The 23,175-nt window shown below is 59.1% G+C and carries 22 protein-coding genes; 18 read left to right on the forward strand and 4 right to left on the reverse strand.

What is annotated here, in order from left to right; translation table 11 throughout:
• Window positions 1-82: 82 nt before the first annotated feature.
• The 4 genes from gyrB to dnaA all read right to left on the reverse strand — a co-directional run bounded on the left by gyrB (window position 83) and on the right by dnaA (window position 6,370).
• On the reverse strand, window positions 83-2,500 hold the full coding sequence (gene gyrB, locus DNK06_RS07345) for a DNA topoisomerase (ATP-hydrolyzing) subunit B (RefSeq protein WP_131179379.1): 2,418 nt from the start codon (window positions 2,498-2,500) through the stop codon (window positions 83-85).
• A gap of 3 nt (window positions 2,501-2,503) precedes the next feature.
• A complete protein-coding gene (gene recF, locus DNK06_RS07350; RefSeq protein ID WP_131179380.1) occupies window positions 2,504-3,607 on the reverse strand; it encodes a DNA replication/repair protein RecF in 1,104 nt (367 codons plus the stop codon).
• Between the two features lie 142 nt (window positions 3,608-3,749).
• A complete protein-coding gene (dnaN, locus tag DNK06_RS07355; protein WP_131179381.1) occupies window positions 3,750-4,853 on the reverse strand; it encodes a DNA polymerase III subunit beta in 1,104 nt (367 codons plus the stop codon).
• Between the two features lie 35 nt (window positions 4,854-4,888).
• A complete protein-coding gene (gene dnaA / locus DNK06_RS07360; protein ID WP_131179382.1) occupies window positions 4,889-6,370 on the reverse strand; it encodes a chromosomal replication initiator protein DnaA in 1,482 nt (493 codons plus the stop codon).
• 522 nt (window positions 6,371-6,892) lie between these two features.
• Here dnaA and rpmH point away from each other — a divergent pair.
• From rpmH to atpD, 18 genes are all read left to right on the forward strand, one after another.
• A complete protein-coding gene (gene rpmH, locus DNK06_RS07365; RefSeq protein WP_003213577.1) occupies window positions 6,893-7,027 on the forward strand; it encodes a 50S ribosomal protein L34 in 135 nt (44 codons plus the stop codon).
• 15 nt (window positions 7,028-7,042) lie between these two features.
• Window positions 7,043-7,444, forward strand: a complete 402-nt coding sequence (gene rnpA, locus DNK06_RS07370) for a ribonuclease P protein component (protein ID WP_207389964.1) — start codon at window positions 7,043-7,045, stop codon at window positions 7,442-7,444.
• Entirely contained in the window at window positions 7,437-7,682 is a 246-nt protein-coding gene (gene yidD, locus DNK06_RS07375; RefSeq protein ID WP_082045890.1) for a membrane protein insertion efficiency factor YidD, read from the forward strand. Before rnpA ends, yidD begins: the two co-directional genes overlap by 8 nt.
• A gap of 2 nt (window positions 7,683-7,684) precedes the next feature.
• The gene (yidC, locus tag DNK06_RS07380) at window positions 7,685-9,424 is read left to right on the forward strand and encodes a membrane protein insertase YidC (RefSeq protein WP_131179384.1); all 1,740 of its coding nucleotides are present in this window, start codon (window positions 7,685-7,687) and stop codon (window positions 9,422-9,424) included.
• A gap of 76 nt (window positions 9,425-9,500) precedes the next feature.
• The gene (gene mnmE / locus DNK06_RS07385; RefSeq protein WP_131179385.1) at window positions 9,501-10,868 is read left to right on the forward strand and encodes a tRNA uridine-5-carboxymethylaminomethyl(34) synthesis GTPase MnmE; all 1,368 of its coding nucleotides are present in this window, start codon (window positions 9,501-9,503) and stop codon (window positions 10,866-10,868) included.
• Window positions 10,869-11,108: 240 nt separating this feature from the next.
• The gene (locus tag DNK06_RS07390; protein WP_131179386.1) at window positions 11,109-11,588 is read left to right on the forward strand and encodes a hypothetical protein; all 480 of its coding nucleotides are present in this window, start codon (window positions 11,109-11,111) and stop codon (window positions 11,586-11,588) included.
• A gap of 443 nt (window positions 11,589-12,031) precedes the next feature.
• Window positions 12,032-13,924: a tRNA uridine-5-carboxymethylaminomethyl(34) synthesis enzyme MnmG gene (mnmG, locus tag DNK06_RS07395; RefSeq protein ID WP_131179387.1), complete on the forward strand. Its 1,893-nt coding sequence runs from the start codon at window positions 12,032-12,034 to the stop codon at window positions 13,922-13,924.
• Window positions 13,924-14,571, forward strand: coding sequence for a 16S rRNA (guanine(527)-N(7))-methyltransferase RsmG (gene rsmG / locus DNK06_RS07400; protein ID WP_131179388.1), 648 nt, complete (start codon window positions 13,924-13,926; stop codon window positions 14,569-14,571). Before mnmG ends, rsmG begins: the two co-directional genes overlap by 1 nt.
• Before the next feature lie 13 nt (window positions 14,572-14,584).
• Complete coding sequence (locus DNK06_RS07405; RefSeq protein ID WP_131179389.1) at window positions 14,585-15,373, forward strand: ParA family protein; 789 nt, start codon at window positions 14,585-14,587, stop codon at window positions 15,371-15,373.
• 11 nt (window positions 15,374-15,384) lie between these two features.
• Window positions 15,385-16,257, forward strand: a complete 873-nt coding sequence (locus tag DNK06_RS07410) for a ParB/RepB/Spo0J family partition protein (RefSeq protein ID WP_131179390.1) — start codon at window positions 15,385-15,387, stop codon at window positions 16,255-16,257.
• A gap of 159 nt (window positions 16,258-16,416) precedes the next feature.
• Complete coding sequence (locus DNK06_RS07415; protein WP_131179391.1) at window positions 16,417-16,809, forward strand: F0F1 ATP synthase subunit I; 393 nt, start codon at window positions 16,417-16,419, stop codon at window positions 16,807-16,809.
• 31 nt (window positions 16,810-16,840) lie between these two features.
• Window positions 16,841-17,710, forward strand: a complete 870-nt coding sequence (atpB, locus tag DNK06_RS07420; RefSeq protein ID WP_131179392.1) for a F0F1 ATP synthase subunit A — start codon at window positions 16,841-16,843, stop codon at window positions 17,708-17,710.
• Between the two features lie 228 nt (window positions 17,711-17,938).
• Window positions 17,939-18,196 carry a F0F1 ATP synthase subunit C gene (gene atpE / locus DNK06_RS07425; RefSeq protein WP_003097235.1) on the forward strand — a complete coding sequence of 86 codons (258 nt, stop codon included), beginning with the start codon at window positions 17,939-17,941 and terminating at the stop codon, window positions 18,194-18,196.
• 57 nt (window positions 18,197-18,253) lie between these two features.
• Window positions 18,254-18,724, forward strand: coding sequence for a F0F1 ATP synthase subunit B (locus tag DNK06_RS07430; protein WP_131179393.1), 471 nt, complete (start codon window positions 18,254-18,256; stop codon window positions 18,722-18,724).
• A 14-nt stretch (window positions 18,725-18,738) separates the two neighbouring features.
• The gene (locus DNK06_RS07435) at window positions 18,739-19,275 is read left to right on the forward strand and encodes a F0F1 ATP synthase subunit delta (protein ID WP_131179394.1); all 537 of its coding nucleotides are present in this window, start codon (window positions 18,739-18,741) and stop codon (window positions 19,273-19,275) included.
• A 21-nt stretch (window positions 19,276-19,296) separates the two neighbouring features.
• Window positions 19,297-20,841, forward strand: coding sequence for a F0F1 ATP synthase subunit alpha (gene atpA / locus DNK06_RS07440; protein WP_131179395.1), 1,545 nt, complete (start codon window positions 19,297-19,299; stop codon window positions 20,839-20,841).
• A 50-nt stretch (window positions 20,842-20,891) separates the two neighbouring features.
• Window positions 20,892-21,752, forward strand: a complete 861-nt coding sequence (gene atpG / locus DNK06_RS07445) for a F0F1 ATP synthase subunit gamma (RefSeq protein ID WP_131179396.1) — start codon at window positions 20,892-20,894, stop codon at window positions 21,750-21,752.
• Window positions 21,753-21,779: 27 nt separating this feature from the next.
• Complete coding sequence (atpD, locus tag DNK06_RS07450) at window positions 21,780-23,156, forward strand: F0F1 ATP synthase subunit beta (RefSeq protein ID WP_131179397.1); 1,377 nt, start codon at window positions 21,780-21,782, stop codon at window positions 23,154-23,156.
• Window positions 23,157-23,175: the final 19 nt, after the last annotated feature.

Genomic DNA, 23,175 nt, shown 5'->3' on the forward strand with positions numbered 1-23,175 from the left:
CCTGTTTCTATTACCGCAGCCTCGGAGTCAATGCCTTAACTGACTGCCTTTAGCCGGTTTTTTTGTGCATCGCCGAATGACATCAGACGTCGAGGTTGGAGACCGCCAGGGCGTTGGTCTCGATGAAGTCACGGCGCGGTTCCACTTCGTCACCCATCAGGGTGTTGAAGATCTGATCCGCGGCGATGGCGTCTTCGATGCGCACCTTGAGCATGCGACGAACTTCGGGATCCATGGTGGTTTCCCACAGCTGATCCGGGTTCATCTCGCCAAGACCTTTGTATCGCTGAATGCTGTGGCGCTTGGTGCTTTCGGTCATCAGCCAGGTCAGGCCTTCCTTGAAGGTGGTGACCGGCTTCTTGCGCTCGCCACGCTGCACGTAGGCACCTTCTTCCAGCAGACTGTTCAGCTGATCACCGAGGGTGGTGACCGTCTTGTAATCGTTGCTGGTGAAGAAATCACGGTTGAAGGTGATGTAACTGGAGTTGCCGTGAGAGATCAGTTCTACCACGGGCAGCCACAGGTGACGCTCCTGGTCTTCACGCAGGCTGGTCTTGTAGGCCAGACCGGATTTCTCCATGGTCTTCAGACGGGCATCGAACAGGGCCAGCCAGCTTTCCATCGCAGCCTTATCGGCCATCTGCTCGTTGCTCACGCCCGGCAGATAGACGAAATGCTCGGTGAGCTCCATGGGGTACAAGCGGGACAGGCGCTTGAGGGTCTTCATCACCAGGCGGTAATCGTTGACCAGGCGCTCCAGGGCCTCACCGGCAAGGCCAGGGGCACTCTCGTTGACGTGCAGGCTGGCATCTTCCAGGGCCGATTGGGTCATGTATTCTTCCATGGCCTCGTCGTCCTTGATGTACTGCTCCTGCTTGCCCTTCTTGACCTTGTACAGCGGCGGCTGGGCGATGTAGATGTAGCCGCGCTCGACCAACTCCGGCAGCTGACGGAAGAAGAAGGTCAGCAGCAGGGTACGGATGTGCGAACCGTCGACGTCAGCATCGGTCATGATGATGATGTTGTGGTAACGCAGCTTGTCGATGTTGTATTCCTCGCGGCCTATGCCACAGCCCAGGGCGGTGATCAGCGTGCCGACCTCCTGGGAGGAAATCATCTTGTCGAAGCGTGCCTTCTCGACGTTGAGAATCTTGCCCTTGAGCGGCAGGATCGCCTGGGTCTTGCGGTTACGGCCCTGTTTGGCAGAGCCGCCCGCAGAGTCCCCTTCCACGATGTACAGTTCGGAAAGAGCGGGATCTTTTTCCTGGCAGTCAGCCAGTTTGCCGGGCAGGCCAGCGATATCCAGCGCGCCTTTACGGCGGGTCATCTCACGGGCTTTACGAGCCGCTTCACGGGCACGGGCGGCGTCGATCATCTTGCCGACCACGGCCTTCGCTTCGTTCGGGTTCTCGAGCAGGAAGTCGGCGAAATGCTTGCCCATTTCCTGTTCCACCGCGGTTTTCACCTCGGAGGAAACCAGCTTGTCCTTGGTCTGCGAACTGAACTTGGGATCCGGCACCTTCACGGAAATGATCGCCGTCAGGCCTTCACGAGCATCGTCACCAGTGGTCGAGACCTTATGCTTCTTGGCCAGACCTTCCTGCTCGATGTAGTTGTTCAGGTTACGCGTCAGCGCCGAACGGAAGCCCGCCAGGTGAGTACCACCGTCGCGCTGAGGAATGTTGTTGGTGAAGCACAGCAGGTTTTCGTTAAAGCTGTCGTTCCACTGCAGCGCCACTTCCACGCCCACGCCATCATCACGCTGGATATTGAAGTGAAACACCTGGTTGACCGTGGTCTTGTTGACGTTCAGGTATTCGACGAAAGCGCGCAGGCCACCTTCGTACTTGAACAGCTCTTCCTTGCCGCTGCGTTCATCCTTGAGCAGGATGCCTACGCCGGAGTTCAGGAACGACAGCTCGCGCAGGCGCTTGGCCAGGATGTCCCAGCTGAAGTGGATGTTGGCGAAGGTCTGCTCGGACGGTTTGAAGTGAATCTGCGTACCCGTGCCATCGGTATCACCCACTGCTGCCAGCGGAGCTTGAGGCACGCCATGCACGTAGGTCTGTTCCCAGATCTTGCCACTACGGCGAATGGTCAGAATCAGCTCCTTGGAGAGAGCGTTCACCACCGAGACACCCACTCCGTGCAGGCCGCCGGATACCTTGTAGCTGTTGTCGTCGAACTTACCGCCGGCGTGCAGCACGGTCATGATGACCTCGGCCGCCGATACGCCTTCTTCCTTGTGCATGTCGACCGGGATACCACGGCCGTTGTCACGCACGCTGATCGACTCATCCGGGTGGATGGTGATGGTAATTTCACTGCAGTGGCCAGCCAGAGCCTCGTCGATGGAGTTGTCGACCACCTCGAATACCATGTGGTGCAGGCCGCTGCCATCATCGGTATCGCCGATGTACATGCCCGGCCGCTTGCGTACGGCATCCAGGCCTTTCAGTACCTTGATACTGTTGGAGTCGTACGTTTGGTTTTCGCTCATGCTTCACTCCCGGTGGTCGTGGGTCTGGGTGATACGTCCATGTTCCACGTGGAACATGGAAACCGGCGTATCCGTTTGCCAGCCATCGCTCAACAATTCATGGTCTACACAGGTAATGAACACCTGGCAGTTCAAATCTTCCAACAAACGGCACAATGCGCGACGGTGCTGTTCATCCAGTTCTGACGGCAAGTCATCCACCAGATAGATGCATTGGCCACGCTTGGCCTGATCAACCAAATGCCCCTGGGCGATGCGCAAGGCACACACCACCAGCTTCTGCTGGCCGCGGGACAAGATGTCCGCCGCGTTGTGCGCACCAAGCCTCAACCTGAGGTCTGCTCGTTGCGGTCCGGATTGGGTGTGCCCAATCTGCTGGTCACGCAACAGTGACGACATCAGCACTTCATTCAGGGGACGCTCTTTATCCCATCCCCGGTAGTAGCTCAGCGTCAGCCCTTGCAGTTCAACCAACTCGCTCAAGGTGCGCTCGAAGACGGGCTTCAGTTGCTGTATGTAGGATCGCCGATAACTGTCGATTTCATCGCTGGCCAGGCACAACTCGCGATCCCAGGCCGCTTGAGAAACGGCGTCAAGTGTACCACGGCGAAGCCACGAGTTACGCTGCTTGAGGGCCTTCTGCAAGCGCTGCCAGGCGGGGAGAAAACGAGGTTCCACGTGGAACACACCCCAATCGAGAAACTGCCGACGGATCTTCGGCGAGCCTTCCAGCAGCCGGAAGCTGTCTGGATTGATCAACTGCAAGGGTAGGGTTTCAGCCAGCTGTGCAGCGCTGCGCGCATTCTGTCCGTCGATACGAATCTGGAACTCACCCTGGCGATCTCGCGAAACTCCCAGATTACTCTGTCGACCGTCGCCCAGGTTCACCTGCCCGAACAGTGTGCACACCTGTTGCTCGTACTGGATCACCGGCAATAGCCGCGCGCTGCGAAAAGAGCGAGCCAGGCCAAGTAGGTGTATGCCTTCGAGCACACTGGTTTTGCCGCTACCGTTGGCGCCATACAGGATGTTGATGCGCGGCGAGGGCGTCAGCGTGGATGGCTGCAGGTTACGCACCGCGGTCAGGTTAATGCGGATCAGGGACATGAAGCGGGCCGTAGAGGGGAGCGAACAAATAGGACTGCCAGAAACGAAATCAGCTTTGGATGTCGCGGATCAGGATCGAATCCGAACATACCAAAGCTGATTTCAATAACGCCTGAGTCGCCTGTTAGCGGCAGCGACAAAATTACAGGCGCATCGGCATGACGACATAAGCGGAGTCATCGTTGTCCGCTTCCTGCACCAGCGCACTGCTGTTGGAGTCGGACAGGATCAGACGCACCTGCTCGGTGGTCATCACGCCCAGGACATCGAGCAGATAGCTGACGTTGAAACCTATCTCCAGAGCACCGCCGTTGTACTCTACTGCGATCTCTTCTTCCGCTTCTTCCTGCTCGGGGTTGTTGGCCTGGATTTTCAGAAGGCCAGCCGCCAGTTGCAGACGGATACCACGGTACTTTTCGTTCGACAGAATTGCGGTACGGCTGAAGGCTTCACGCAGGCCCTGACGGTCAGCGACAACCAGCTTGTCGCCACCGCGCGGCAGCACACGCTCGTAATCCGGGAATTTACCGTCGACCAGTTTCGAGGTGAAGGTGAACTCGCCAGTGGTCGCGCGGATGTGATGCTGACCCAGGACGATACTGACGCTGCCATCCTGCTCGGTAAGCAGACGGGCCAGTTCCAGGATGCCTTTGCGTGGCACGATCACCTGATGGCGCTCGACCTGCTCGATACTGGCTTCCATGGAACACATGGCCAGGCGATGACCGTCGGTGGCGACAGCACGCAGTACGCCGGTCTGCACTTCCAGAAGCATGCCGTTGAGGTAGTAACGCACGTCCTGCTGCGCCATGGCGAAGCTGGTGCGTTCGATCAGGCGACGCAGCTTGCTCTGCACCAGGCTGAAGGTCAGCGAACCCGGACCTTCCTCGACGGTGGGGAAGTCGTTGGCTGGCAGGGTGGACAGCGTGAAACGGCTGCGCCCGGCCTTGACCAGCAGCTTCTGCTCGTCGACACGGATGTCGATCAGCGCATCGCTCGGCAAGCTCTTGCAGATATCCATCAGCTTGCGTGCCGGCACGGTGATTTCGCCAGGTTCGGCAGCATCTTCCAGAGCCACGCGCCCGACCAGCTCGACCTCGAGGTCGGTACCGGTCAGCGACAGCTGCTGGCCTTCGACGACCAGCAGAACGTTGGAGAGAACCGGCAAGGTCTGGCGGCGTTCCACGACGCCGGCGACCAGTTGCAGGGGTTTCAACAGGGCTTCGCGTTGAATGGTGAAGTGCATGGTCTAGTCCCTTGCCTCGTGCATGGAGTTGCGTATCAAGTGGTCAGTGTACGCAGCAGGTTCTTGTAATCCTCGCGGATATCCGCGTCGGACTCCCTAAGTTCAGCAATCTTACGGCATGCGTGCAATACCGTGGTGTGATCGCGCCCACCGAAGGCCACACCGATTTCCGGCAGGCTGTGGTTGGTCAGTTCCTTGGACAAGGCCATCGCAACCTGACGCGGCCGCGCGATGGAGCGCGAGCGACGCTTGGACAGCAAGTCGGAAATCTTGATCTTGTAGTATTCGGCCGTAGTGCGCTGGATATTGTCGATGCTGACCAGCTTGTCCTGCAGGGCCAGCAGATCCTTCAGCGACTCGCGGATCAACTCGATGGTGATATCGCGGCCCATGAAGTGCGAGTGGGCGATGACACGCTTCAACGCGCCTTCCAGCTCACGCACGTTGGAACGGATACGCTGGGCGATGAAGAACGCGGCATCGTGAGGCAGATCGACCTTGGCCTGATCGGCCTTCTTCATCAGGATCGCCACACGGGTTTCCAGCTCGGGCGGTTCGACCGCTACGGTCAGGCCCCAACCAAAACGCGACTTCAGGCGCTCTTCCAGGCCTTCGATCTCTTTCGGATAACGGTCGCTGGTGAGAATCACCTGCTGACCGCCTTCGAGCAAGGCGTTGAAGGTGTGGAAGAATTCTTCCTGGGAGCGTTCCTTCTTGGCGAAGAACTGGATGTCATCGATCAACAGTGCGTCCACCGAGCGGTAGAAGCGCTTGAATTCGTTGATGGCATTGAGCTGCAGCGCCTTGACCATATCGGCCACGAAACGCTCGGAATGCAGGTACACCACCTTGGCATTCGGGTTCTTCGCCAGCAGGTGGTTACCGACTGCGTGCATCAGGTGCGTCTTGCCGAGGCCTACGCCACCATAAAGGAAGAGCGGGTTGTAGCCGTGCTTGGGGTTGTCCGCAACCTGCCAGGCTGCAGCACGAGCCAGCTGGTTCGATTTGCCCTCGACGAAGTTGTCGAAGGTAAAGGTACGGTTGAGATAGCTGGTGTGCTTGAGGCCACCTTCTACCTGCACGTTTCGCTCACTGCGAGCCGGAGCGACGCTGGAGGCGGCACCGGCCATCGAGTCGAAGCTGGCTCGGGAAGGCTCGGACTGCACCGGAGGTTTCGGCGGCGGCACGCTGATCTGCGGCGCAGGAGCAGACGGGCTGCTGTAGTTGGAGACCGAAGGCGAGGGCGTCAGTACAGCCCGCGGTGCAGAGCTACGACGGCTGCCTATCAATAAGGATATGGCGGGAACCAGACCCGCCGCACGCTCACCGAGCAGCTCGAGCATACGGCTCATGTATTTTTCATTGACCCAGTCGAGCACGAAACGATTAGGTGCGTAGACACGCAGCTCATCGCCTTCGGCTTCTACCTGTAGTGGACGGATCCAGGTGTTGAATTGCTGGGCAGGCAGTTCGTCGCGTAGAAGTTCTACGCACTGCTGCCAAAGTTCCACGGACACGGACATCCCCTGATCAAAAGCGCTGAGGCAAAAACAGTAGCTATTGTAGCCTCCACTGCCCGAGTTATCCACATACTAAAGCCGATCAGCACATGACAAATCAAGGTGTTATCTCATTTGCCACATGTCGGATGAACAACTATAAGCCCTGTGGATAACAGGGCCTGAGGTCAGTGTGAAAGCCCAGGGAAAACTCGGTGGATAATCGCCCTGTGGGTAAATAGCCCTTTCACCCCCAGCTTATGCCCGCTTGCCTAACACCTGCAGCACGGCTTTCTGACAGGGTTTCGGATTCGTACAAGGCTTGCTACCAGAGCCTCTCAGGCACTTATCCACAGAAGGCACGTGCCTTAAATATAAAAACAATAACAAGCTCTTTTTAAAAGATTCTTTCCTTATATATTTCTCTATATGGAAAATAGCTGGTTGGAAATTGACCTGGCCTGCAGCTTTCTCTAGAATCGCCGGTCTCTTAAAACGGGGGCCATTCCGGCCCGTTGTCGACAACCAGGTAACCGCATCATGAAACGCACTTTCCAACCCAGCACCATCAAACGCGCTCGCACCCACGGTTTCCGTGCTCGCATGGCTACCAAGAACGGCCGTGCCGTCCTGTCGCGTCGTCGCGCCAAGGGCCGTGCTCGCCTCGCTGTCTGATTTTCCAGTCTTGTGGTGAGTCGAGGCTTCGGCCGGGAGAAGCGCCTGCTAACTCCCCGGCAATTCAAGGCAGTCTTCGACTCTCCCAGTGGCAAAGCGCCGGGCAAGAGTGTCCTGCTGCTTGCGCGCAACAATGAGCTTGATCATTCACGCCTAGGTCTGGTGATCGGGAAGAAGAGCGTCAAGCTCGCTGTTGAGCGCAACCGCCTGAAACGCCAGATCCGCGAATCGTTCCGCCTCAACCAGGACAACCTGGTCGGCTGGGACATCGTGGTGGTCGCGCGTAAAGGCCTGGGTGATCTGCAGAACGCCGAACTGGTTCAACAGTTCGGCAAGCTGTGGAAACGCCTTGCCCGCAGCAAACCCGCCCAACAGGCCGATGCCCAGACCGGGGTGAACGACAATCCCCATGCGTAAACTGGTTCAAGCTCCAATCCGGTTTTACCAGTACGCCATCAGTCCATTGATGGCTAGTCATTGTCGTTTCTACCCTTCTTGTTCCTGCTACGCGCTTGAAGCCATCGAAACCCATGGCGTCCTGCGTGGTGGCTGGCTGACCGTTCGTCGTCTGGGACGCTGTCACCCCTGGCATCCCGGAGGCTACGATCCGGTGCCCCTCGCGAAACACTCCCGATCCTCTTCGATGGCCGAATAATCATGGATATCAAACGCTCGATCCTGATCGTCGCCCTGGCAGTCGTGTCCTACCTGATGGTTCTTCAGTGGAACCAGGACTACGGCCAGGCCGCTCTGCCGAATCAGACAGCTTCCACCAGCAAAGCCGCGCCGAGCTTGCCGGAAACCGCCTCCGTTGCCAGCAACGACGATGTCCCGACGGCAAACGCCGACGGCAGCGATCCAAGCCCGGTGGAGGCCGTCGCTGTCAGCGATAAGCTGATCCAGGTTAAGACCGACGTTCTGGATCTGGCCATCGATCCTCGCGGTGGTGATGTGGTAAGCCTGCAATTGCCGCACTACCCGCGTCGTCAGGATCGTCCCGATGTTCCCTTCCAGTTGTTCGACAATGGTAGCGAGCACCTGTACCTGGCACAGAGTGGCCTGACCGGCACCAACGGCCCGGACGCCCGTGCCAACGGCCGCCCGCTGTACAACAGCGAGCAGCGCGTCTATCAGTTGGCTGACGGTCAGGATCAACTGGTGGTCGACCTGAGCTTCAGCGAAGCCGGCGTCAATTACATCAAGCGTTTCACCTTCAACCGTGGCCTCGATACCAGTTGCTCGGCCAAGGAAGTGGAGCAGAAGAAAGCGGGTTGCATCAGTGGTAACGGTTACCAGATCGGGGTCTCCTACCTGATCGACAACCAGAGTGCTGCGCCGTGGACAGGTAACCTGTTCGCCCAGCTCAAGCGTGACAACAGCGGTGACCCGTCCTCCAGCACCGCCACCGGTACTGCCACCTATCTCGGTGCAGCGCTGTGGACCGCCGAGAAGCCCTACACCAAGGTGTCGATGAAAGACATCGACAAGCAGGGCCTCAAGGAATCCGTACAGGGCGGCTGGATCGCCTGGCTGCAGCACTACTTCGTGACTGCCTGGATTCCGTCGAAAGACGACACCAACCTGGTACAGACCCGCAAGGACAGCCAGGGTAACTACATCATTGGCTACACCGGCCCGGCACTGAACATTCCTGCCGGCGCCGAAGCTCAGGCCAGCACTACCCTGTATGCCGGTCCGAAGATCCAGAAGGATCTCGCCGCGCTGTCGCCAGGTCTGGATAAGACGGTCGACTACGGCATCCTGTGGTTCCTCGCCGAACCGATCTTCTGGTTGCTGGAACATATCCACAACCTGCTCGGCAACTGGGGCTTCTCGATCATCGTGCTGACGCTGATCATCAAGTTGGCATTCTTCCCGTTGTCGGCTGCCAGCTACCGTTCCATGGCCCGCATGCGTGCCGTGTCGCCACGCCTGCAGGCGCTGAAGGAACAGTTCGGTGACGATCGCCAGAAGATGTCCCAGGCGATGATGGAGCTGTACAAGAAAGAGAAGATCAATCCGTTGGGCGGCTGCCTGCCGATCCTGGTGCAGATGCCAGTATTCCTGGCCCTGTACTGGACCCTGCTGGAATCCGTGGAGATGCGTCAGGCGCCGTGGATCCTGTGGATCACCGACCTGTCGATCAAGGATCCGTTCTTCATCCTGCCGATCATCATGGGCGCCACCATGTTCATCCAGCAGCAGCTCAACCCGACGCCACCGGATCCCATGCAGGCCCGCGTGATGAAGATGATGCCGATCATTTTCACCTTCTTCTTCCTGTGGTTCCCGGCTGGTCTGGTGCTGTACTGGGTGGTCAACAACGTCCTGTCCATCGCCCAGCAGTGGTACATTACCCGCAAGATCGAAGCGGCGAGCAAGCCTTCAGAGGCGTAACCGCTCACCCTTCGCCAGCTACATGACAGACGCCCCCTAGTGGGGCGTTCTGCTATTCAGCGTTTGGAGATTTGTCATGTCCACATCTCGTGAAACCATCACCGCCGTCGCTACCGCCCAGGGTCGTGGTGGCGTAGGCATCGTGAGGGTCTCAGGCCCGCGCGCACGGATGATCGCCATCACCCTGAGCGGTATCGAGCCGACGCCCCGGCATGCGCATTACGGCGCCTGGCATGACAATGTCGGCGAGGTGATCGACGAAGGCCTCCTGCTGTTCTTCCCCGGGCCCAATTCCTTCACTGGTGAGGATGTGCTCGAGTTGCAGGGCCATGGTGGCCCGGTGGTGCTGGACATGCTCCTGCAACGCTGCCTGGAGCTGGGCGCACGTCAGGCACGTCCCGGCGAATTCAGCGAGCGGGCCTTCCTCAATGACAAGCTCGATCTGGCCCAGGCCGAAGCCATCGCCGACCTGATCGAGGCCAGTTCCGCACAGGCGGCGCGCAATGCCGTGCGCTCGTTGCAAGGCGAATTCTCCCGACGCGTGCACGAGCTCACCGAGCGCCTGATCAGCCTGCGCATCTATGTGGAGGCCGCCATCGACTTCCCCGAAGAGGAAATCGACTTTCTTGCCGATGGCCATGTGCTGAGTCTGCTCGAAAGCGTGCGCGCACAGTTATCCACAGTGTTGCGCGAGGCCAACCAGGGCGCACTGCTACGCGATGGCATGAACGTGGTGATCGCCGGCCGCCCGAATGCCGGCAAATCCAGCCTGCTCAACGCCCTGGCAGGACGCGAAGCGGCCATCGTCACCGATGTCGCCGGCACCACTCGTGACGTGCTGCGCGAACATATCCACATCGACGGCATGCCTCTGCACGTGATCGATACCGCAGGGTTGCGCGACACCGAGGATCAGGTCGAGCGGATCGGCGTGGAACGTGCGCTGAAGGCTATCGGTGAGGCGGATCGGGTGCTCCTGGTAGTCGACTCCACGGCACCCGAGGCCAACGATCCCTTCGCCCTGTGGCCGGAGTTTCTGGAGCAACGTCCGGATCCGGCACGGGTCACGCTGATCCGTAACAAGGCAGATCTGTCGGCCGAATCCGTCGGCCTGCAGACCAGCGACGACGGTCATGCCACGCTGGTGCTATCGGCCAAGTCCAGCGAGGGCCTGGAGCTGCTGCGCGAACATCTGAAAGCCTGCATGGGCTTCCAGCAAACGGCGGAGAGCGGCTTCAGCGCTCGCCGCCGCCACCTGGATGCACTGCACCAGGCCCAGAGCCACCTCGACCATGGCCACGCCCAGCTGACGCTGGCCGGCGCCGGCGAGCTGCTCGCCGAAGACCTGCGTCAGGCTCAGCAGGCGCTGGGGGAGATCACCGGTGCCTTCAGTTCCGACGACCTGCTCGGGCGCATCTTCTCGAGCTTCTGTATCGGAAAATGACGATACCGGTGTGATGCTTTCGGCATTGCCATGACCTCAGCATTGCCGGCAAGAAGGGCAGCGACAACCTGCCCAACTTTCGTTTTTACATCATGACCTGCCAAACCCTATGGCACGGCCTCGAATGCTGCTCCCACCACTGGGAAAACCTATTCGGTTTGGAGGGTTCGGTCTCGGGGGCGGTGGGGCAGGGGGCGTGATGACCTGCCAGCAATATCAATATTGTGTGAGGGACTCACCATGAAATCCGTTTTCCAAGCCTTTTCCCTGCTGGGCTGTTTAATGCTCGCAGCCTGCTCTTTTGAAGATGGTGATTATCAGGCCGCGTCACTCAAGCTGGTGGAAGATTTCCACAACCAGGCTCAACGTGGGGAATTCTCATCCATCTATAACGAGGCAGCGCCTGGCTTGAGAGAGGGCGCTTCAGAGTCAGACTTCGTTCGGATTCTTCGATTGATCGGCAAAACCATGGGATCCATCGAGCGCAGCGAACTGGCCAACCGGGTTCCCACGAAAGCCGATGATGGCCGCATGCTGACACTATTGGTGTTCAACACTCAATTCAGCTCGGGCGCAGCTATGGAATCCTTCTACATCGAAAAGATCGACGATGAGCCCAAGCTTTTTCGCTACGACATAAATTCGGATGCACTGATCCAGGCATTGATCACCGACCGGGAAACCAGGGAATCTGCCTCTCAGAACCCTGTGGAAAACTAGCCATAAGCCCCGTTCATAAGCAGGTGGCAAAGCTAGGGATAAACCACCCTGTGCATAAGTACCTCATTTACACACAGGCTGACCACCGGTACCTAACACCCGCCACCCAGGATAATCGCGCTTTCATACATCGCTGTACATCAGATGATTAGAGGCTTGTAGCGATCTATCCACAGAAATCGTGAAGACCATTTATAAACATAAAAACAAGCCTTTTAAAAAGATCTTTTCTTTTTTCTTTTATTAACCTTCCGTCCATTTCACCTCCCGGGCGTGGTGAACGGACAAGGTGAGTACGCTTGGAGAAGGTGCTCGATGACCAACGACCAGTTGGCTATTTTTTGTGCAAAAGGCTTCTTTCAATCTGGCTAAGTCCCTATACTTGCCGCCCTTTCCCGCTTTCAAATTAAAAGCTCCCCTTCTCAACAGGCACGAGGTGCGTGGTGGATTTCCCTTCCCGTTTTCAGGTGATCGTCATCGGCGGCGGCCATGCCGGTACCGAAGCCGCGCTTGCAGCGGCGCGCATGGGGGTAAAAACCCTGCTGCTGACCCACAACGTGGAAACCCTCGGGCAGATGAGCTGCAACCCTGCCATCGGCGGGATCGGCAAGAGCCATCTGGTCAAGGAAATCGATGCCCTCGGTGGCGCCATGGCCATCGCCACTGACAAGGGCGGCATCCAGTTCCGTGTGCTGAACAGCCGCAAGGGGCCAGCCGTACGTGCTACCCGAGCCCAGGCCGATCGCATCCTGTACAAGGCGGCGGTACGCGAGATTCTGGAAAACCAGCCCAACCTGTGGATATTTCAGCAGGCCGCGGACGACCTGATCGTCGAGCAGGATGAAGTCAAAGGTGTGGTCACCCAGATGGGTCTGCGTTTCTTCGCCGACTCGGTGGTACTGACCACCGGCACCTTCCTCGGTGGACTTATCCACATCGGTCTGCAGAATTATTCCGGCGGTCGCGCAGGCGATCCGCCTTCGATCGCGCTTGCCAAACGTCTGCGTGAATTGCCGCTGCGCGTTGGTCGCTTGAAGACCGGTACGCCACCCCGCATCGATGGTCGCTCGGTGGACTTCACCCAGATGACCGAGCAACCGGGCGATACGCCAATTCCAGTGATGTCCTTCATGGGCAACAAGGAACAGCATCCACAGCAGGTGAGCTGCTGGATCACCCACACCAACGCGCGTACCCACGAGATCATCGCCGCGAACCTCGACCGTTCGCCGATGTACTCCGGGGTCATCGAGGGTGTGGGGCCGCGTTACTGCCCATCGATCGAAGACAAGATCCACCGCTTCGCCGACAAGGACAGCCACCAGGTGTTCATCGAGCCGGAAGGCCTGACCACCCACGAGCTGTACCCCAACGGGATATCCACATCCCTGCCGTTCGACGTGCAACTGCAGATCGTACAGAGCATCCGTGGCATGGAGAACGCGCATATCGTGCGCCCGGGCTACGCCATCGAGTACGACTACTTCGATCCGCGCGACCTGAAGTACAGCCTGGAGACCAAGGTCATCGGCGGCCTGTTCTTCGCTGGCCAGATCAACGGCACCACCGGCTACGAAGAAGCCGGCGCCCAAGGCCTGCTGGCCGGTGCCAACGCCGCACTGCGCGCCCAGGGCAAGGACAGCTGGTGCCCGCGCCGCGACGAGGCCTACATCGGCGTACTGGTCGACGACCTGATCACCCTGGGTACCCAGGAGCCCTACCGCATGTTCACCTCGCGGGCCGAGTACCGCCTGATCCTGCGTGAGGACAATGCTGACCTGCGCCTGACCGAAAAGGGTCGCGAACTGGGCCTGGTGAACGATGAGCGCTGGGCGACCTTCGAGGCCAAGCGTGAGGGCATCACCCAGGAAGAGCAGCGCCTGAAAAGCACCTGGGTACGGCCAAACACGCCTCAGGGCGACGCCATCGTCGAGCGCTTCGGTACGCCGCTGACCCATGAATACAACCTGCTCAACCTGCTGTCGCGCCCGGAGATCGACTATGCCGGTCTGATCGACGTGACTGGCGGCGGTGCCGAAGATCCGCAGGTTGCCGAGCAGGTCGAGATCAAGACCAAGTACGCCGGCTACATCGAGCGTCAGCAGGACGAGATCGCTCGCCTGCGCGCCAGTGAGGAAACCGAGCTGCCAGCGGATATCGACTACGCGACGATTTCCGGCCTGTCCAAGGAAATCCAGCACAAGCTCGGCAACACCAGGCCACAGACCCTGGGTCAGGCATCGCGTATCCCCGGTGTCACGCCGGCGGCGATCTCGCTGTTGCTGATCCACCTGAAGAAACGCGGCGCGGGTCGCCAGCTGGAGCAGAGCGCCTGATGTCCGTCGTCACTGCCCGTCACGCCGAAGAATTGCAGCAAGGCGCCCGCGAACTGGGTGTCACGCTGTCCGAGCAGCAGCATGAGCAATTGCTCGCCTACCTGGCGCTGCTGATCAAGTGGAACAAGGCCTACAACCTGACCGCGGTGCGCGACCCTGACGAGATGGTGTCGCGGCATCTGCTCGACAGCCTCAGTGTCGTGCCGTTCGTTGCCGAGGCTGGGGATAACTGGCTGGACGTCGGCAGTGGCGGCGGTATGCCCGGTATTCCCCTGGCCATCCTGTTTCCCGAGCGAAATTTCACCCTGCTCGATTCGAACGGAAAGAAAACCCGTTTTCTGACTCAGGTGAAGCTCGAGCTGAAACTGGCCAACCTGGACGTTATCCACAGCCGGGTCGAAGGCTTCACGCCGGAGCAGCCGTTCAGCGGCATCTGCTCGCGAGCGTTCAGTTCGCTGGAGGATTTCTCCAACTGGACGCGCCACCTTGGCGATGGCCAGACCCAGTGGTTGGCGATGAAGGGTGTGCACCCGGATGACGAGTTGCAGGCATTACCTGCGGACTTCCGTCTCACTGCCACCCACGTACTCAAGGTTCCCGGTTGCCAAGGTCAGCGCCATCTGTTGATACTGCGTCGCTCGGTCTAGGGGGAACGGCAACATGGCTAAAGTATTCGCAATCGCCAACCAGAAAGGCGGCGTGGGCAAGACCACGACTTGCATCAACCTGGCGGCCTCCCTGGTTGCGACCAAACGCCGTGTGCTGCTCATCGACCTCGATCCACAGGGCAATGCCACCACCGGCAGCGGTGTGGACAAGCAGGCGCTGGAGCATTCCATCTACGACGTGCTGGTCGGTGAGTGCAACCTGGTCGAGGCCATGCAGTTCTCCGAGCACGGCGGCTACCAGCTGCTGCCGGCCAACCGTGACCTGACAGCCGCGGAAGTCGGTCTGCTGGAAATGAAGATGAAGGAGAGCCGCCTGCGTTACGCACTGGCGCCGATCCGCGAGAATTACGATTACATCCTCATCGACTGCCCGCCGGCATTGTCCATGCTGACCGTCAACGCCCTGGTCGCCGCCGATGGGGTGATCATTCCGATGCAGTGCGAGTACTACGCACTCGAGGGGCTGAGCGATCTGGTCAACAGCATCCAGCGTATCGGCAAGCTGCTCAATCCGTCGCTGAAGATCGAAGGCCTGCTGCGTACCATGTACGACCCGCGCATCAGCCTGACCAACGACGTATCGGCGCAGCTCAAGGAACATTTTCCCGACACGCTCTATCAAACCGTGATCCCGCGTAACGTGCGTCTGGCCGAAGCGCCGAGTTTCGGCATGCCGGCGCTGGTCTACGACAAGCAATCCCGTGGTGCGATCGCCTATCTGGCGTTGGCTGGCGAACTGGTTCGCCGTCAGCGTGCGAACGCCCACACCGCAACCGTATAAGGAATCTGTGCATGGCCGCCAAGAAACGAGGGCTGGGACGAGGCCTGGACGCCCTGTTGGGGGGCTCCAGCGTCGACACTCTGGAGGAAGAAGCGGTCAAGGCCGATACCAGTGAGTTGCAGCACCTGCCTCTGGATCTGATCCAGCGCGGCAAATACCAGCCACGCCGCGACATGGACGTCACCGCTCTCGAAGAGCTGGCCCAGTCGATCAAATCCCATGGTGTGATGCAGCCTATCGTTGTGCGTCCGGTGGGCGAAGGTCGATTCGAGATCGTTGCCGGTGAACGCCGCTGGCGAGCCACCCAGAAAGCAGGCCTGGATCGCATTCCGGCTCTGGTGCGTGAGCTGCCGGACGAGGCCGCCATCGCCATGGCGCTGATCGAGAACATCCAGCGCGAAGACCTCAATCCGATTGAAGAAGCCATGGCCCTGCAGCGCCTGCAGCAGGAGTTTCAGCTCACCCAGCAACAGGTGGCCGAAGCCGTCGGCAAGTCGCGGGTCACCATCACCAACCTGCTGCGCCTGATCGCCCTGCCCGAAGAAGTGAAAACCCTTCTCTCCCATGGTGATCTGGAAATGGGCCATGCCCGTGCACTGCTTGGCCTGCCTGCCGAACAGCAGACAGAAGGAGCGCGACACGTTGTCGCACGAGGCCTGACCGTCCGTCAGACCGAGGCGCTTGTGAGGCAATGGCTGAATATCCAGGACAAACCTGCCTCCCCCGCCAAGACCGATCCGGACATCAGCCGGCTCGAACAGCGCCTGGCTGAGCGGCTGGGCTCTCCGGTGCAGATCAAGCATGGGCAGAAGGGCAAAGGCCAACTGGTCATCCGTTACAATTCCCTCGATGAACTTCAGGGCGTTCTAGCCCACATCCGCTGAAACAATTGCTCCCGCAGCACTAGTCCGAAAAGACTTTCGAGCGGTTGAACGGGGTGGGAACCACCCCTATACTCTGCGCGCATTTCGGCCGCACAAACTATGCCAAGGCATTGATTATTCTGGCGCCGATACCATGAGGGCCATCTCCTAGGTAATTCGATGGATATCCGCACGCCAAAACGCCTGCCCTTCCATCGCATTCCGGTTTTCCCGGTGCTTGTGGTTCAGTTGATCGTGGTGCTTTTACTCGCTGCTGCTCTTTGGCAATGGCGAGGTGCTGTTGCCGGTTACTCCGGTCTTTGTGGCGGCCTGATCGCCTGGCTGCCGAATCTGTACTTCGCCCACAAGGCATTCCGGTTTTCCGGAGCGCGGGCGGCCCAGGCCATCGTCCGGTCGTTCTATGCCGGCGAAGCAGGGAAACTGGTTTTGACAGCGGTGCTTTTTGCGCTGGTGTTTGCAGGTGTGAAGCCTTTGGATGCGCTGGCGTTGTTCGGCGTATTCCTGCTGACCCAATTGGTCAACTGGTTCGCACCCTTGCTGATGAAGAGATAACTTTTAAAGCCTTAGAGCGTTTGAGGGATTTATGGCAGCTGCAGAAACCGCTTCGGGTTATATCCAGCATCACTTGCAGAACCTGACCTATGGTCAGCATCCGGTGAATGGCTGGGGGTTCGCCCACTCCGCTGAAGAAGCCAAAGAAATGGGCTTCTGGGCTTTCCACCTCGACACCCTGGGTATCTCCGTGGTGCTGGGCCTGATCTTCATTCTGCTGTTCAAGGCTGCCGCAACGCGGGCTACCTCTGGCCAGCCTGGCGGTCTGCAGAACTTCGTCGAAGTGCTGGTCGAGTTCGTCGACGGCAGCGTCAAGGACACCTTCCACGGTCGTAACGCGCTGATCGCGCCGCTGGCTCTGACCATCTTCGTCTGGATCTTCCTGATGAACCTGATGGATCTGGTGCCGGTGGACTGGATCCCGGTCGCCGCCGCCAAGATCGCTGGCGACGAGCACCTGTTCTTCCGCGCCGTACCGACCACTGACCCGAACGCCACCCTGGGCATGGCCCTGTCGGTGTTCGCGCTGATCATTTTCTACAGCATCAAGGTCAAGGGCATCGGCGGCTTCCTCGGCGAACTGACCCTGCACCCGTTCAGCGCCAAGAACATCTTCGTCAAGATCCTGCTGATCCCGGTCAACCTCCTGCTGGAGTTCGTGACCCTGATCGCCAAGCCGATTTCCCTCGCCCTGCGTCTGTTCGGCAACCTGTATGCCGGCGAGCTGATCTTCATCCTCATCGCGGTCATGTTCGGCGGCGGCATTCTGTTGGCAGCACTGGCAGGCGTACTGCAGTGGGCCTGGGCAGTCTTCCACCTGATCATCATCACGCTGCAGGCATTCATCTTCATGATGCTGACCATCGTTTACCTGTCGATGGCGCACGAAGACAGCCATTAACAGCGCGTAGCGCATCCGATGCCCTTCTCCCTCGGGAGAAGGTGCCCGAAGGGCGGATGAGGGGGCTTTTTAGTACCTGATTCCCCGCAGAACGGATGAGAGAGCGTTGTTGATGGATCCGGCCTCGGCTGGAACGCCCGCAAGGGCACTGGAAGTAACGGTTTTGCTTTACCGCTTTACCCTTAGAAAAACCTTAAACCAATACGACGTAAAAAGTCGGGAGGAAAGATGGAAACTGTAGTTGGTCTGACCGCGATCGCTGTTGCTCTGCTGATTGGCCTGGGCGCTCTGGGTACCGCCATCGGCTTCGGCCTGCTGGGCGGCAAATTCCTGGAAGGCGCTGCGCGTCAGCCGGAAATGGTTCCGATGCTGCAAGTGAAAATGTTCATCGTCGCCGGCCTGCTCGACGCCGTGACCATGATCGGTGTTGGTATCGCACTGTTCTTCACCTTCGCGAACCCCTTCGTTGGTCAAATCGCAGGCTGATCACTCGAATTTTCGAGTTGATTGGTGTGATGGACAACGAACGAGCGAGGTGTTGGCGTGAACATTAATGCAACCCTGATTGGCCAATCCGTTGCCTTCTTCATCTTCGTGCTGTTCTGCATGAAGTTCGTGTGGCCTCCGGTCATTGCGGCTTTGCAGGAACGTCAGAAGAAGATTGCAGAAGGTCTGGATGCAGCCAGTCGTGCGGCTCGTGACCTGGAGTTGGCCCAAGAGAAAGCGGGTCAGCAACTGCGCGAAGCCAAAACCCAGGCTGCTGAGATCATCGAGCAAGCCAAGAAGCGCGGCACTCAGATCGTCGACGAAGCCCGTGAACAGGCTCGTGTCGAGGCTGATCGCGTGAAGGCTCAGGCTCAGGCCGAGATCGAACAGGAAATCAACAGCGTCAAAGACGCCCTGCGTGCCCAAGTGGGTGCTCTGGCCGTCGGCGGTGCCGAGAAGATCCTGGGCGCATCCATCGACCAAAACGCGCATGCGGAGCTGGTTTCCAAACTGGCCGCCGAAATTTAAGCGAGGGCGCGATCATGGCAGAACTGACCACGTTGGCCCGACCTTACGCCAAGGCGGCTTTCGAATACGCCCAGGCCCACCAGCAGCTGGCCTCTTGGTCAGCCATGCTCGGCCTGGCAGCAGTGGTGTCTCAGGACGCCACGCTGCAGCGCGTGTTCAAGGCCCCGCGTTTGACGAGTACAGACAAGGCCACCACCTTCGTTGAGGTGTGTGGTGACAAGTTCGACGCCCAGGTACGCAATTTCATCCACGTTGTCGCAGAGAACGATCGTCTGGCCCTGTTGCCGGAAATCTACTCGCTGTTCGAGCTGTACAAGGCCGAACAGGAAAAATCGATCGACGTGGATGTCACCAGTGCCTTCGCATTGAGCGATGAACAGCAAGACAAACTCGCCAAGGTTCTCAGTGCACGGCTCGGCCGGGAAGTGCGCCTGCACGCTGCGGAGGACACCACCTTGATCGGTGGTGTCGTGATCCGCGCCGGCGACCTGGTTATCGATGGCTCAGTTCGCGGCAAAATCGCGAAGCTGGCCGAAGCATTGAAATCTTGAGTTTGAAGGGGCAGCAGAGCTATGCAGCAACTCAATCCTTCCGAAATAAGTGAAATCATCAAGGGACGTATCGATAAACTCGACGTCTCTTCCCAAGCCCGCAACGAAGGCACCATCGTCAGCGTGTCTGACGGTATCGTGCGCATTCACGGTCTCGCCGACGTCATGTACGGCGAAATGATCGAGTTTCCGGGCAGCGTCTACGGTATGGCACTGAACCTGGAGCAAGACTCCGTCGGTGCCGTTGTGCTGGGTGCCTATACCACCCTCGCCGAAGGCATGAGCGCCAAGTGCACTGGCCGCATCCTGGAAGTCCCGGTTGGTCCGGAACTGCTGGGCCGCGTGGTCGACGCACTGGGTAACCCTATCGATGGCAAAGGCCCGATCAACGCCGCCGCTACCGACGCTGTCGAGAAAGTGGCACCGGGCGTGATCTGGCGTAAGTCGGTCGACCAGCCGGTGCAGACCGGTTACAAGTCGGTCGATGCCATGATCCCGGTCGGCCGTGGCCAGCGCGAGCTGATCATCGGTGACCGTCAGATCGGCAAGACTGCTCTGGCCGTCGACGCCATCATCAACCAGAAGAACAGCGGCATCCGCTGCGTCTACGTCGCCATCGGTCAGAAGCAATCGACCATCGCCAACGTGGTACGCAAGCTGGAAGAAGCCGGCGCCCTGGCCAACACCATCGTGGTGGCTGCCTCGGCTTCGGAATCCGCTGCGCTGCAGTTCCTGGCACCTTACGCCGGCTGCACCATGGGCGAATACTTCCGTGACCGCGGTGAAGATGCACTGATCGTATACGACGACCTGTCCAAACAGGCCGTTGCCTACCGCCAGATCTCCCTGCTGCTGCGCCGTCCGCCAGGCCGTGAAGCCTACCCGGGCGACGTGTTCTATCTCCACAGCCGTCTGCTGGAGCGTGCATCGCGCGTTTCCGAAGAGTACGTAGAGAAGTTCACCAATGGCGCCGTGACTGGCAAGACCGGTTCGCTGACCGCTCTGCCGATCATCGAAACCCAGGCTGGCGACGTTTCCGCGTTCGTTCCGACCAACGTGATCTCGATCACCGACGGTCAGATCTTCCTGGAATCGGCCATGTTCAACTCGGGTATCCGTCCGGCCGTCAACGCCGGTATCTCGGTATCCCGCGTCGGTGGTGCTGCGCAGACCAAGATCATCAAGAAGCTCTCCGGTGGTATCCGTACCGCTCTGGCTCAGTACCGTGAACTGGCGGCATTCGCCCAGTTCGCTTCTGACCTGGACGAAGCCACCCGCAAGCAGCTCGAGCATGGTCAGCGCGTTACCGAGCTGATGAAGCAGAAGCAATACGCTCCAATGTCCATCGCGGACATGGCGCTGTCGCTGTATGCCGCTGAGCGTGGTTTCCTGACCGACATCGAAGTCGCCAAGATCATCAGCTTCGAGCAGGCTCTGATCGCCTTCTTCAACCGTGATCACGCCGCTCTGATGGCGAAGATCAACGAGAAGGGTGACTTCAATGACGACATCGATGGCCAGCTGAAAGCCGGTATCGAGAAGTTCAAAGCCACCCAAACCTGGTAAGCCGCAGCGGGCGCCCAACGGCGCCCGCCTGCTAACCCGATAGGTGTGAAATGGCAGGCGCAAAAGAGATTCGCAGCAAGATTGCGAGCATCAAAAGCACGCAGAAGATCACCAGCGCCATGGAAAAGGTGGCGGTCAGCAAGATGCGCAAGGCACAACAGCGCATGGCAGCTAGCCGTCCCTACGCGGAGCGTATCCGCCAGGTAATTGGTCATTTGGCCAACGCCAACCCGGAATACCGTCATCCCTTCATGATCGAGCGCGAAGTAAAGCGCGTCGGTTATGTGGTGGTGAGTTCGGACCGTGGTCTGTGCGGTGGCTTGAATACCAACCTGTTCAAGGCCCTGGTCAAGGACATGTCGGCAAACCGCGAGCGCGGCGTGGAGATCGATCTCTGCGTGGTTGGCAGCAAAGGCGCGGCATTCTTCCGCAACTTTGGTGGCAACGTCGTCGCTGCGATCAGCCACCTCGGCGAAGAGCCGTCGATCAATGATCTGATCGGCAGCGTCAAGGTGATGCTCGATGCTTACCTGGAAGGGCGCATCGACCGTTTGTCCGTGGTTTCCAACAAGTTCGTCAATACCATGACCCAACGTCCTACCGTGGAGCAGTTGATTCCACTGGTGGCCGACTCGGATCAGGAGCTGAAACACCACTGGGACTACCTGTACGAACCCGACGCCAAGCAACTGCTTGACGGGCTGATGGTGCGCTACGTGGAGTCGCAGGTGTACCAGGCGGTGGTCGAGAACAACGCAGCCGAACAGGCCGCGCGGATGATTGCGATGAAGAATGCCACCGACAACGCTGGCGACATCATCAAAGACCTGCAGTTGGTTTACAACAAGGCACGTCAGGCAGCGATCACCCAGGAAATTTCGGAAATCGTCGGCGGCGCTGCCGCGGTTTAACGGTTCAAATATTCAGAGGAACCAAAGATGAGTAGCGGACGTATCGTTCAAATCATCGGCGCCGTCATCGACGTGGAATTCCCGCGTGACAAGGTGCCGAGTGTTTATGAAGCGCTGAAAGTAGTCGGCGCCGAAACCACTCTGGAAGTTCAGCAGCAGCTGGGCGACGGCGTGGTGCGTACCATTGCGATGGGTTCGACCGAAGGCCTGAAACGTGGCCTGGACGTCGACAGCACCGGCGCGGGCATTCAGGTACCGGTCGGGGTGAAAACCCTGGGCCGTATCATGGACGTACTGGGCAACCCGATCGACGAAGCGGGCCCGATTGGCGAAGAAGAGCGCTGGGGCATCCACCGTCCCGCTCCGACCTACGCCGAACAGGCTGGCTCCAACGAACTGCTGGAAACCGGCATCAAGGTCATCGACCTGGTCTGCCCGTTCGCCAAGGGCGGTAAAGTCGGTCTGTTCGGTGGTGCCGGTGTGGGCAAGACCGTGAACATGATGGAGCTGATCCGTAACATCGCCATCGAGCACAGCGGTTATTCCGTGTTCGCCGGTGTGGGTGAGCGTACTCGTGAGGGTAACGACTTCTACCACGAGATGAAGGACTCCAACGTTCTCGACAAGGTAGCCCTGGTCTACGGTCAGATGAACGAGCCACCAGGCAACCGTCTGCGCGTAGCACTGACCGGCCTGACCATGGCCGAGAAGTTCCGTGACGAAGGCCGTGATGTTCTGTTCTTCGTGGACAACATCTACCGCTACACCCTGGCCGGTACCGAAGTATCCGCACTGCTCGGCCGTATGCCGTCTGCAGTGGGTTATCAGCCGACCCTGGCCGAAGAAATGGGCGTTCTGCAAGAGCGCATCACTTCGACCAAGACCGGTTCGATCACCTCGATCCAGGCCGTATACGTACCTGCGGACGACCTGACCGACCCGAGCCCGGCGACCACCTTCGCCCACTTGGACGCCACCGTCGTACTGTCCCGTGATATCGCCTCCCTGGGTATCTACCCAGCGGTCGATCCACTCGACTCGACTTCGCGCCAGCTGGATCCGAACGTTATCGGCCAGGAGCACTACGACACCGCTCGCGGCGTTCAGTACGTGTTGCAGCGTTACAAAGAGCTGAAGGACATCATCGCGATCCTCGGCATGGACGAACTGTCGGAAGAAGACAAGCAGCTGGTATCCCGTGCTCGTAAGATCCAGCGCTTCCTGTCCCAGCCGTTCTTCGTGGCCGAAGTCTTCACCGGTTCGCCAGGCAAGTACGTTTCCCTGAAGGACACCATCGCTGGTTTCAGCGGCATCCTCAAAGGTGATTACGATCACCTGCCGGAGCAGGCGTTCTACATGGTCGGCGGCATCGAAGAAGCCATCGAGAAAGCGAAGAAACTGTAATCACCCGTGCGCCCGGCAA

It is taken from the genome of Phytopseudomonas daroniae (assembly GCF_004327285.1).
In the GTDB taxonomy this organism is placed as follows: Bacteria; Pseudomonadota; Gammaproteobacteria; order Pseudomonadales; family Pseudomonadaceae; genus Aquipseudomonas; species Aquipseudomonas daroniae.